The organism is Rhodoferax ferrireducens (assembly GCF_031458075.1).
In the GTDB taxonomy this organism is placed as follows: domain Bacteria; phylum Pseudomonadota; class Gammaproteobacteria; order Burkholderiales; family Burkholderiaceae_C; genus Rhodoferax_B; species Rhodoferax_B ferrireducens_A.
In genome coordinates, this window is the sequence record NZ_JAVDXT010000002.1 from 668178 (window position 1) to 680340 (window position 12163).

Annotated in this window: 9 protein-coding genes; all 9 read left to right on the forward strand. The window is 67.0% G+C overall.

Translation table 11 applies throughout. From position 1 onward, the window contains the following. The first annotated feature begins 22 nt into the window (after window positions 1-22). The 9 genes from J2X19_RS12175 to J2X19_RS12215 all read left to right on the forward strand — a co-directional run bounded on the left by J2X19_RS12175 (window position 23) and on the right by J2X19_RS12215 (window position 12110). Entirely contained in the window at window positions 23-1030 is a 1008-nt protein-coding gene (locus J2X19_RS12175; RefSeq protein WP_116603572.1) for an ABC transporter substrate-binding protein, read from the forward strand. Window positions 1031-1040: 10 nt separating this feature from the next. Continuing rightward, window positions 1041-1820 carry an ABC transporter permease gene (locus J2X19_RS12180; protein ID WP_310373399.1) on the forward strand — a complete coding sequence of 260 codons (780 nt, stop codon included), beginning with the start codon at window positions 1041-1043 and terminating at the stop codon, window positions 1818-1820. Between the two features lie 6 nt (window positions 1821-1826). Continuing rightward, on the forward strand, window positions 1827-2657 hold the full coding sequence (locus J2X19_RS12185) for an ABC transporter ATP-binding protein (RefSeq protein WP_310373401.1): 831 nt from the start codon (window positions 1827-1829) through the stop codon (window positions 2655-2657). Beyond that, a complete protein-coding gene (locus J2X19_RS12190; protein WP_310373403.1) occupies window positions 2654-3397 on the forward strand; it encodes an urea amidolyase associated protein UAAP1 in 744 nt (247 codons plus the stop codon). The genes J2X19_RS12185 and J2X19_RS12190 overlap by 4 nt, the downstream gene beginning before the upstream one ends. Then, complete coding sequence (locus J2X19_RS12195) at window positions 3394-4047, forward strand: urea amidolyase associated protein UAAP2 (protein ID WP_310373405.1); 654 nt, start codon at window positions 3394-3396, stop codon at window positions 4045-4047. Before J2X19_RS12190 ends, J2X19_RS12195 begins: the two co-directional genes overlap by 4 nt. Before the next feature lie 134 nt (window positions 4048-4181). Next, window positions 4182-7805 carry an urea carboxylase gene (gene uca, locus J2X19_RS12200; RefSeq protein WP_310373406.1) on the forward strand — a complete coding sequence of 1208 codons (3624 nt, stop codon included), beginning with the start codon at window positions 4182-4184 and terminating at the stop codon, window positions 7803-7805. Next, the gene (gene atzF, locus J2X19_RS12205) at window positions 7802-9601 is read left to right on the forward strand and encodes an allophanate hydrolase (protein ID WP_310373408.1); all 1800 of its coding nucleotides are present in this window, start codon (window positions 7802-7804) and stop codon (window positions 9599-9601) included. The genes uca and atzF overlap by 4 nt, the downstream gene beginning before the upstream one ends. 103 nt (window positions 9602-9704) lie before the next feature. Beyond that, window positions 9705-10988: a DUF445 domain-containing protein gene (locus J2X19_RS12210; protein ID WP_310373410.1), complete on the forward strand. Its 1284-nt coding sequence runs from the start codon at window positions 9705-9707 to the stop codon at window positions 10986-10988. A gap of 63 nt (window positions 10989-11051) precedes the next feature. Beyond that, the gene (locus J2X19_RS12215; RefSeq protein ID WP_310373411.1) at window positions 11052-12110 is read left to right on the forward strand and encodes a S1/P1 nuclease; all 1059 of its coding nucleotides are present in this window, start codon (window positions 11052-11054) and stop codon (window positions 12108-12110) included. Window positions 12111-12163 lie beyond the last annotated feature (53 nt).

Below are 12163 nucleotides of genomic sequence, written 5' to 3' on the forward strand. Positions count from 1 at the left end.
TCCCTCAACCTGGAGCCCTGCTATGTCTTCTTCTTTCCTGTCGATGTCCCGCGCGTTCAAACGCAGCGTTGCCGCTACCTGCATGCTGCTGGCCGGTGTGGCCGCCACCAGCGTCGCCACGCCCGCCGCCGCCGAAGTCAAGGTCGGCCTGTCTGACTGGCCGGGCTGGGTCGCCTGGTATGTGGCCGAGCAAAAAGGCTTCTTCAAGAAGCATGGCGCTGACGTCAAGCTCGTCTGGTTTGCCAACTACACCGATTCCATCGGCGCGCTGTCTTCGGGCCAACTGGACGCGAACTCGCAAACCTGGTCCGACACCCTGGGCCCGCTGGCCAAGGGCCTGCCGCTGAAGGCGATTCTGGTGAACGACAACTCGGCCGGCAACGACGCGCTGATGGTCGGCCCCAAGATCACCTCCTTCGCCCAGCTCAAGGGCAAGAAGGTGGCGCTGGAGCAGTACAGCATTTCGCACTTTGTGCTGGCCACGGCGCTGGCCAAGAACGGCATGAAGCTGGGCGACGTGAAGATCGTCAACCTGTCCGCCGGTGACGCCGCCGCCGCTTTCATCAGCGGCAAGGTCGATGCCGCCGTGCTGTGGAACCCCTGGGTGCACCAGATCGAAGCCAGCGGCAAGGGCAAGCCACTGTTCACTTCCAAGGACATGCCCGGCCTGGTGCCCGACCTGCTGGTGGCGCAAGACAAAGCCATCCAGACCAAGCGCAAGGAGCTGGTCGGCATGATCAAGGCCTGGTTCGAGACCGAGAAGTTCATCCGCGAGCAACCCGCCGAAGCCGCCAAGATCATGTCCAAGGTGGTCAGCATGTCGCCCGAGGAATACACCGTGTTCCTGCCCGGCACCAAGTTCTTCGACGCCGCCGCCAACACCCAGGCGTTTGACGCCAAGAATGCCTTGTCGCTGTCCAGCACCGCGCCGACCATCGCCGCTTTTCTGACCCAGTACAAGCTGATCGACGGCAAGCCCGATGCCGCCAAGGGCATAGACGGCACCCTGGTCCAAGACGCGCTGAAGTAAGGCACGCGCCATGTGGTCGATAAGACTGGCGATCTCGCGTCGCAGTTATGGCTTGCTCGCGCTCATCGGGCTGGTGGTGCCGCTGCTGGGCTGGGTGCTGATGAGTGCATTTGCCGGCGTCAGCCCGGTGTTTCTGCCGGGTCCGCAGAAGGTGGTGGCGCGCATCCTCACCTGGGCCATGGAAGACGATTTGCTGGGCGACGCCGCCATCAGCACCTTGCGCGTGGTCGCCGGCTGGGCGCTGTCGGCCTTGTTGGCGCTACCGCTGGGCCTGCTGATCGGCAGCTGGCGCGCGGTGCAGGCCCTGCTGGAGCCGCTGACCGACTTCATCCGCTACATGCCGGCCGTGGCTTTTATCCCGCTGGTGATGCTGTGGGTGGGCATCGATGAGGGCGCCAAGGTGGCGATCATCTTCATCGGCACTTTCTTCCAGATGGTGCTGATGGTGGCCGAGGACGTACGCCGCGTGCCCATGGCGCAGATCGAGGCCGCGCAGACCATGGGCGCCACCCGGCGCGAGGTGCTGGAGAAGGTGATCCTGCCATCGGCCAAACCGGCGCTGCTGGACACCTTGCGCATCACCATGGGCTGCGCCTGGACCTTCCTGGTCGTCGCCGAGCTGGTGGCGGCAAATTCGGGCCTGGGCTTTGCGATTTTGAAGGCCCAGCGCTTTCTGCAGACCGACAAGATCTTTGCCGGCATCTTGCTGATCGGCTGCATCGGCCTGGCCATCGACCAGCTGTTCCGCCTGCTGCACCGCAAGGCTTTTCCCTGGATGCACGGACGCTAAACACCTATGAAGATCGAATGCAAAAACGTCTGGAAGTACTTCGGCCAGACCACAGCGTTGAACGACGTCAACCTGGGCATCGCCGACAACGAGTTCATCACTCTGGTTGGCGCTTCCGGCTGCGGCAAGTCCACCTTGCTGCGGACTCTGGCCGGGCTGGAAACCCATAGCCAAGGCGACGTGCTGGTCGATGGCCAGGCCATCACCGGGCCCGGCCAGGACCGGGCCATGGTGTTCCAGCACTACAGCCTGTATCCCTGGCTACGCGTGACGGAAAACATCCGCTTCTGCCGCCAGCTGAGTACCCACACCCAAGATCGAAGCAGCGCCGATGTGGAGGCTGCCTCCGGCCGGGCCGACGCCTTGTTGCAGCTGATGGGCCTGACGGCCTCGTCCCAGGCCTATCCGAACCAGTTGTCGGGCGGCATGCAGCAGCGCGTGGCGATTGCCCGCGCCCTCATGGGCAAGCCGCAGATCCTGCTGATGGACGAGCCCTTTGGCGCGCTGGACGCGCAGACCCGCGAGGTGATGCACGACCTGATCCTGCATGTGCACCGCCTGGAGCACACCACCATCGTGTTTGTGACCCACGACGTGGAAGAGGCCATCTACCTCGGCCACCGCGTGGTGCTGATGGCGCCGCGTCCGGGCCGTATCGACTCGATCTACGAAGTGCCCCTGCCGGCCAAGCGCGAACAGGACATGAAGCTGGCTCCCGAGTTCCTGCGCCTCAAACGCCAGCTGCTGGACCGCATCCGCGAAACCTCGGGCATGAAAACCGACCTGGACCAATTGCAAAAGCTCACGCAACTGGCCGAAGAAAGGAACCCTGTATGAACCCCATCCCCGCCAACAAGCTGCTGTGGGAGGAACACCTCCCCGGCGGCAACCACTGGTCCGGCCGGTTGCGCCGCGGCACCGCCTTGCGCCTGACCGACCTGCAAGGCGGCGCCAATGTGTCCGCGTTGTTCTTCAACGCCGAGCAGCCGCTGGAGCGCTACAACATGCCCGACACCTTGAAGTCGCAGCACACCGCCTTCCTCACCGCCGGCTATGTGTGCCAATCGGACATGGGCCGTGTGCTGTGCTCGATCACCGCCGACAGCCTGGGCTGGCACGACACCTGGTGCGGTGTCAGCGACGCGGCCATGGTGCTGGCCCAGTACGGTGAGAAGCGCTACCAGCAGCACCGCAACGCCATGCACCGCAATGGCCGCGACAACCTGCTGATCGAGCTGGCCAAGTGGGGCCTGCGCGCGCGCGACCTGGTGCCCAGCGTCAACTTCTTCAGCAAGGTGGTGCCCGATGCGGAAGGTGCATTGACCCATCTGCCCGGTCACAGCGTGAAGGGCAGCTATGTGGATCTGCGCTTCGAGATGGACACCCTGGTCGTGCTCAGTAGTGCACCGCATCCGCTGGATGCGAACCCCGTTTACGCGCCCGCCGATGTGCAACTCAGCGCCTACCGCGCCGACGCTGTGGCCGCCGACGACGCCTGCCGCACCCAGTGCGCGCAGAACGGCCGCGCCTTCACCAATACCGAACGCTACGTAGCGTCCACTGGAGTGGCAGCATGAGCAAGCTTTTGGAAAGCACCCTGAACCCGGCCAATGCCGTGCTCGACCAGACCTGCATGGCCGGCGACCCCTGGATGGCCACGGTGCGCGCCGGCCAGACCTTCCGCATCCTCGACCTCGAAGGGAACCAGGCGGTAGACACGCTGTTCTACAGCGCCGCCAACGCCGAGGAACGTTACAGCGCAGCCGACACCATCGCCCGCAACGGTCAGCTCTACCTGGGCCTGGGCTCGCGCCTGTACTCCAGCGAAGGCCGTGTCATGCTGAGCATCACCGCCGACACCTGCGGCCGCCACGACACCCTGGGCGGTGCCTGCTCCAGCGAGAGCAATACCGTGCGCTACGCGCTGGACAAGCGACCCATGCACAGCTGCCGCGACAGCTTCATGCACGCGCTCTGCCACTGCCGTGAGGCGGGAGCGCTGGGGCTGGGCAAGCGCGACATCGCACCCAACATCAACTTCTTCATGAACGTGCCCGTCACCCCGGAAGGCCACCTCAGCTTTGAAGACGGTATCTCTGGCGCAGGCAAGTACGTGGAACTGAAGGCCGAGATGGATGTGGTGGTGCTGATCTCCAACTGCCCGCAGCTGAATAACCCCTGCAATGGCTACAACCCGACGCCGATCCGCTTGTTGGTATGGGATTGAGTTGCTATTGAATTCGTAGCTGCTGGCGCAGGTACTACCTGCGCCATAGGCCGATTTTCTTTGAATTTTGCCCGCGGGACGACTCGTGGCGCGCTATCCACTTGGTGGGACGACCCACCCATGAGGACATCCTTATGTTCGATACCGTTTTGATCGCCAACCGCGGCGCCATCGCCTGCCGCGTCATCCGCAGCCTGAAGGCGCTGGGCCTACGCTCGGTGGCCGTGTATTCCGAGGCCGATGCCGATTCGCTGCACGTGGCGCTGGCCGATACCAGCGTCTGCATAGGCCCGGCACCAGCCGCGCAAAGCTATCTGGACCCGCAGCGCATCCTGGACGCGGCGCGGGCCACGGGGGCCGGGGCCATCCACCCCGGCTACGGCTTTCTGTCCGAGAACCCGGACTTTGCCCAGGCGTGTGAAGACGCCGGCATCGCCTTCGTCGGCCCCACGCCCGCGCAGATGCGTGCCTTCGGTTTGAAGCACACCGCCCGCGCGCTGGCCGAGGCCCAGGGTGTGCCGCTGCTGCCCGGCAGCGGTTTGCTCAGCGACCTGGCGCAGGCGCAGAGCGAGGCCGCACGCATCGGCTACCCGGTGATGCTGAAAAGTACGGCGGGCGGCGGCGGCATCGGCATGCGGCTGATCCGCAACGATGCCGAAATGGGGCCGGCGTTCGAGGCGGTGCAGCGCCTGGCCCAGGCGAACTTCAAGGACGCGGGCCTGTTCCTGGAAAAGTTTGTCGAACGCGCCCGGCACATCGAGGTGCAGCTGTTCGGCGATGGCAAAGGCCGGGTGGTGGCACTGGGCGAACGTGACTGCTCGGCGCAGCGGCGCAACCAGAAAGTGATCGAAGAAACCCCGGCGCCGGGCCTGTCGGACGCCACCCGTGCCGCCTTGCAACAGACCGCCGTGCGCCTGGCCGAGGCGGTGAACTACCGCAGCGCCGGCACGGTGGAGTACGTGCTGGATGCCGACACCGGCGCCTTCTATTTCCTGGAGGTCAACACCCGCCTGCAGGTCGAGCACGGCGTGACCGAGCAGGTCACCGGCGTGGACCTGGTGGCCTGGATGCTGAAGCTGGCGCGTGGCGACGACTTCGCGCTGGACGTGCCGGCGCCACAGGGTGCATCTATCCAGGTGCGGCTCTACGCCGAAGACCCCGCGCGCAACTTCCAGCCATGCGCCGGTGGCTTGACCGAGGTGGTGTTTCCAGCAGACGCGCGCATCGAAACCTGGGTCGCCACCGGCAGCGAAGTGCCGCCCAATTACGACCCGATGATCGCCAAGCTCATCGTCACCGGCAGCGACCGCTTTGACGCCGTCGCCAAGCTGCAGGCCGCGCTGGCGGCCACGCGCCTGGCGGGCATAGAAACCAATCTGCGCTATCTGCGCACCGTTGCCGCCGATCCGGTGTTTGTCGAGGGCCGCATGGTCACGCGCAGCCTGGCCGATCTGCACTACCAACCGCAGGCGCTGGAGGTGCTGGAGGCCGGTGTGCAGACCACCGTGCAAGACCACCCGGGCCGCGTGGGCTACTGGGCGGTGGGCGTACCGCCGAGTGGGCCGATGGACGATCTGGCCATGCGCCTGGCGAACCGGCTGGTGGGCAATGCGCCGGATGCTGCTGCGCTGGAATGCACCCTCAGCGGCCCGAGTCTGCGCTTGCATGCCGATACGCTGGTGGCGGTCTGCGGCGCGGCGATGGCGGTCAGCGTCGACGGCGTGGCGCTGCCCCTGTGGCAGTCCCACCTCATCAAAGCAGGTTCCGTGCTGAAGCTCGGCGCGGTGCAGGGCGCGGGCGCCCGTACCTACCTGGCGCTGCGCGGCGGGCTGGACGTGCCGCTGTACCTGGGCAGCCGATCCACCTTCACGCTGGGCCAATTCGGCGGCCATGCGGGCCGCACGCTGCGGGTGGGCGACATGCTGCACATTGGCGTGAATGCCGTTGCCGAACCGTTGGCGGCCTTGCCTGCCGAGGTGGTGCCGGTGTACCAAAACCACTGGGACATCGCTGTGCTCTACGGCCCACACGGTGCGCCCGACTTTTTCACCGATGGCGATGTGCAGATGTTCTTTGGCACCGACTGGCAGGTGCACTACAACTCCAGCCGCACGGGGGTACGCCTCATCGGCCCCAAGCCGGAATGGGCGCGGCGCGATGGCGGCGAAGCCGGGCTGCACCCGTCCAACATCCACGACAACGCTTACGCCATCGGCGCCATCGATTTCACCGGCGACATGCCTGTCATCCTGGGGCCCGATGGCCCCAGCCTCGGCGGCTTTGTCTGCCCGGCCGTGGTGCTGGCCAGCGAGCGCTGGAAGATGGGCCAGCTGCGCCCCGGCGACAGCGTGCGCTTCCGCTGCGTGACCGCAGACGAGGCCCTGGCCCTGCACGCCGCGCAGGAGCGACGCATTGCCGAACTGACCTGGACTCCGCCCGCGATTCCCCAGCGCAGCGAGGCCGTGGGCTCGCCCATCCTGGCCCAGCGCGCCGCCCAGGGCGAGCGCCCGGCCCTGGTGCTGCGCCAGGCCGGCGACCGCTATGTGCTGGTCGAGCTGGGCGACGCGGTGCTGGATATTGCGCTGCGCCTGCGCGTGCACGGCCTGATGCAGTCCCTGCAGGCGCAAAAGCTGCCGGGCATCGTCGATCTGACCCCCGGCATCCGTTCGCTGCAAATACATTTCGAGCCGCTGGCGCTCAGCGTATCTGCGCTGATAGCTGCGATTTTTGTAGCAGATGATGCGCTGGGCGATACCGATGACCTGGTGGTGCCCTCGCGCACCGTCTACCTGCCACTGAGCTGGGACGACAGCGCCACCCGGCTGGCGATCGAGAAATACATGCAGTCGGTGCGGCCCGATGCGCCTTGGTGCCCGAGCAATATCGAGTTCATCCGCCGCATCAACGGCCTGGACAGCATTGCCGAAGTCCAGCGCACGGTGTTCGACGCGCGCTACCTGGTGCTGGGCCTGGGCGATGTCTACCTGGGCGCGCCCGTGGCGACGCCATTGGACCCGCGGCACCGCCTGGTGACCACCAAGTACAACCCGGCGCGCACCTGGACGCCGGAGAACGCTGTCGGCATCGGCGGTGCCTACATGTGCGTCTACGGCATGGAAGGCCCGGGCGGCTACCAGTTCGTCGGCCGCACCTTGCAGATGTGGAACCGTTGGCGCGATGCCGCCAGTGGCGCTCCAGCTTTCGAGCCCGGCAAGCCCTGGCTGCTGCGCTTCTTCGACCAGATCCGCTTCTACCCGGTGGGCGAGGACGAGCTGCTGCAGATCCGCCGCGACTTCCCCGCCGGCCGCTACCCCCTGCGGGTGGAGGAGGGGACTTTCAGCCTGCACGACTACCGCAGCTTCCTGGCCGACAACGCCAACGACATCGCCGCCTTCCGCGCGCTGCAAGGCAATGCCTTTGAGGAAGAGCGCGAGCGCTGGCGCGTGGCCGGCCAGGCGGAATACGTGGGCGAGCCCGAAGCCAGCGACACCGCGGTGTCGCAAGACGACTTGCCCCCTGGCGCGCGCAGCGTGGCCAGTGCTGTGCCCGGCAGCGTGTGGAAGCTGCTGGTGGCCGAAAGGGATGCGGTGGTGGAGGGCCAGCCGCTGCTGGTCATCGAGTCGATGAAGATGGAATTTACCGTCGCCGCGCCTTGCGCCGGCACGGTGTGGCGCATGGCTTGCCGCGAAGGCAGCGCCGTGGCAGCCGGGCAAGACGTGGTGGTCATTGTGGGCATGACGCAAGGAGAACAAGCATGAGCAAGACAGATATTTCCCTGAGCCTGGGCGCACTGCAGCAGGCCTACCGCGACGGCAGCCTGACGCCGCTGCAGGTGGTGGAGCAGGTCGTCACCGCGATTGGCGACGACCCGCACACCGCCTGGATACACCGCATCGATGCCGCCACGCTGCGCGCCCGTGCCCAAGCCTTGATGGACCGTGGCCCCGACGGTCTGCCGCTGTGGGGCGTGCCGTTCGCCATCAAGGACAACATTGACCTGGCCGGTGTGCCGACCACCGCCGCTTGCCCCGCCTACGCCTACACGCCCACGGCCAGCGCCTTCGTGGTGCAGCGCCTACTGGACGCGGGCGCCATCGCCATCGGCAAGACCAACCTGGACCAGTTCGCCACCGGCCTGAACGGCACGCGTTCGCCGTATGGCGCCTGCCGTAACTCTTTCAATCCGGACTATGTGTCGGGCGGTTCCAGCGCCGGCTCGGCCGTGTCGGTGGCGCTCGGCCATGTGAGCTTTTCGCTGGGCACGGACACCGCCGGTTCGGGCCGGGTGCCGGCGGGTTTCAATAATCTGGTGGGCCTGAAACCCAGCCTGGGCCTGCTGTCCACCAGCGGCGTGGTGCCCGCCTGCCGCTCGTTGGATGCTGTGTCCATCTTTGCGCTGACGGCAGATGATGCGCAGCAGGTGTTCGCCGTCGCCCATGGCTACGATGCGCAGGACGCCTATGCGCGCCCGGCCCAGCCGCACGGCCACGACTTCGGCCGTGCCGCCCGGCCGCGCCTGGGCGTGCCGCGTGCGGACCAGCTGCAGTTCCTCGGCGATAACGGCTATGCGCAGTGCTTTGAAGAAGCTCGTGCGCAGGCGCAGGCACTGGGCGCCGAGCTGGTCGAGATCGACTTCGAGCCCTTCTTTGAGACTGCCCGTTTGCTCTACGAAGGCCCGTGGGTCGCAGAGCGCTACCAGGCGATCCGCGCTTTCATCGATGCGCAGCCGGATGCCGTTTTTCCGGTGACGCGCGAGATCACGCTGGGCGGCGCCAAGCCGCTGGCGGCTGACGCGTTCGCCGCCCAGTACCGGCTGCGCGCGCTGGCGAAGCGTTGTGCCGCCGTGTGGGCCAGCATTGACTGTATGTTGTTGCCGACCTCGCCCACCATCCACCGCATAGCCACCATGCTGGCTGAGCCGATTGCCCGCAACAGCGACTTCGGCATCTACACCAACTTCGTGAATTTGCTGGACTACGCGGCCATCGCCGTGCCCTCTGGTTTCCGCGCCGATGGCCTGCCGTTTGGCGTCACCTTGGTGGCGCCGGCGCACCAGGACCAGCCGCTGCTGCACCTGGCGCAGCGCTGGCAGCAGAGCCTGCAGGGCAGGGCGGCTACGCTCGGCGCTACGGGCCATGCCTCCGTGCCATTCGAGGCAGTGAACGCCGTCCCTTCAGGTCAAATCCAGGTGGCAGTCTGCGGCGCCCATCTGCAAGGCCAGCCGCTGAATCCGCAGCTCACTAGCCGCGGCGGGCGCCTGGTGCAGCGCACCACGACGGCACCGGAATACCGCCTCTATGCCTTGTCCGATGGCAAGCGCCCCGGCCTGGTCCGGGTGGCCGAGGGCGGGGCTGCCATCGAGGTGGAAGTCTGGGAGCTGCCCGGCGCCCATTTCGGCAGCTTCGTCGATGGCATTCCCGCGCCGCTGGGCATAGGCCGGACGCTGCTGGCCGATGGCTCGTCGGTGGCGGGCTTCATCTGCGAGCCCTCGGGGCTGGACGGCGCGCGTGACATCACAGCCTTCGGTGGCTGGCGGGCCTACAAGACACAGTGACCGGATTTAAATGAAACAGGCCGCTAGCGCAGATTCCACCTGCGCCAGCTGCTATTAAATTTGTATCAAGCTGGGCCGGCGCGGGAGCGGCTATGCTGCTGGCATGGCTTCTCTATCCGACCCCCGCCGCCAGTCGCTGCGCCGCATGCAGTGGTTTGCCGTCGCGCTGCTGCTGGCCTCGCTGTGCGGCCTGCTGCTCAGCCACTGGATGGGCGGGAAGGGCGGCTGGGGCTGGCTGCGGGCGTTTTGCGAGGCCTCGGCCGTCGGCGCGCTGGCCGACTGGTTTGCGGTGGTGGCGCTGTTTCGCCATCCGCTGGGGATTCCGCTGCCGCACACGGCCATCATTCCGCAGAGCAAGGAGCGCATCGCCGACAGCCTGGCCGACTTTGTACGCGACCATTTTCTCGATCCACAAACCCTGTTGGCCAAGTTGGCGGTGCTGGACCCGGCGCAGCGCCTGGGCGAATGGCTGCGCGACCCGGCGCGTGTGGGCTTCTGGGTGGCCGAGGCGCGCGGCTGGGCGCTGGGCACCTTGAACATGTTTGACGACGCGCGCATGCAGCGCGCCACGCTGGAGCTGGTGGTGGCGCAGGCGCGGCGCTGGGATGCTGCGGCGACTGCCGGCGAGGTGCTGGGCCTGCTGACGCAGGGCGGGCGGCACAACGCGTTGCTGGATGCCGGGCTGGTCAAGGTCGGCGAATACCTGGCGCAGGACGAGGTGAAGGCTACCGTGGCGCAGCTGCTGCTCAAGCATGTGCGCAAGGAGTGGCCCAAGGTGGTGGGTATGGTGGATGCGGTGGCCTCTACCTCCAAGCTGGCGGACAGCATGGCCGAGAAGCTCAGCGCCTCGGCGCTGGAGGAGTTGCGCGAGGTATTGGCCCAGCCCGAACACCCGGTGCGCCTGCGCTACGAGGCCTGGCTCAGCGAGTACATCACGCGCCTGCGCGACGATCCGGCCCTGCGCCAGGCCTGCGACGACCTGAAGGAGAAGGCGCTGACCGACCCGGCGCTGCGCAGCTTCGTCGCCTCGCTGTGGACCGACATCAAGCAGCTGCTGCAGGCCGACCTGGCCGATCCGCAGTCCGCCATCGCCCGCAACCTGGAGGGCGCGCTGCGCACCGTGGGCGAGCGCCTGGCCAGCGACGCCAGCCTGCGCGAGGCCATCAACGAGCATGTGATGGCGGCGGCCGGCCAGCTGGCGCTGAGCTTGCGCAGCGGCGTGACAGCGCATATTTCGCAAACCATCAAGGGCTGGGACGACCGCCAGCTGGTGCAGGAACTGGAACTCAGCGTGGGCCGGGACCTGCAGTTCATCCGCATCAACGGCACCCTGGTGGGCGGCTTGGCCGGCCTGGCGATCCATGCGGCCGTGCTCTGGGTCGCCTAGTAAAAAACTGTTTCAGCGCTGATCCATGGTGCGTAACGCGCTTTTAAATTGATAGCATATGGCATGGATGCAAGAAAGAAGAGACAGGGGCGGGCGGCTGCTTGGTACGCCGTGGGCGCCTGCTGGCTGGCGCTGCTGGGTTGGCTGCCGACGCCGGCCCGGGCCTGGGGGCACCGGGGCCATGCGGTGGTGGGTGCGATTGCCGACCAGCTGTTGACGCCGCAGGCCCGGGCCGGGCTGCAGCGCGATCTGGGGCTGAGCCTGGCGCAGGCCGGGCCCTGGGCCGATTGCGCCAAGGGTGTGAACCTGGGCGCGCACGGCTTTGAATACGCGGTGGATGAGCGCTGGGCCTCGCCGGCCTGTGCGCGCTTTGAGACGCCGGCCGGCATCCGCGCCATGCAGGACTTCGTGGCCCGCAACTGGGACAGCTGCGGCCAGCGACGCGACTGCCACAAGGTCTACCACTACACCGACGTGGCCTACCAGCGCGACCGCTACAAGATGGGCTTTGTGGGCACCAACGACCACGACCTGGTGCATGCGGTCAACGCCGCCATTGCCCTGCTGCAGGGCCGGCCGGTGCCGCCACCGTTCAGTCTCAAAACCCGGGCCGAAGCCTTGCTGCTGCTGGCCCATGGGGTGGGCGACCTGCACCAGCCGCTGCATGTGGGCGCGCTGTACCTGGACGCCGACGCCCAGCCCATCGACCCGGACGCGCCCGGCGGCTCCGCGGCGTTCGAGACCCGGGGCGGCAACAGTGTCGAGCTGGCGCGCGGCGGCAACTTGCATGCGCTGTGGGACGATATTCCCGATGGCCTGCGGGCCGATGCGGTTCCGGCCCGCATGCTGCAGCAGGCGCGGGCGCTGCGTCTGAGCCGCACCCCGCCGGCGCGCTGGGCGCAGACCTGGGCCAGCGATACCTTGCGCGTGTCGCACCAGGCGTTTGACGGCCTGGCGCTGAGCCCGGCGGCAGCGCCCAAGGGCGGCCGGATCTGGACCGCGGTGTTCGACGACGAAGACGCCTACCGCGCCCGGCGCGAGCAGCTGCAAACCCTGCAGCTCAGCAAGGCCGGTGCCCGGCTGGCCCAGCTGGTGAACGCGCTGTATGCGCCGCCGCCATGAGCTAGTGTTTATAGATAAAAAGTGCCTCTGGCGCATATTCCATTTGCGCAAGC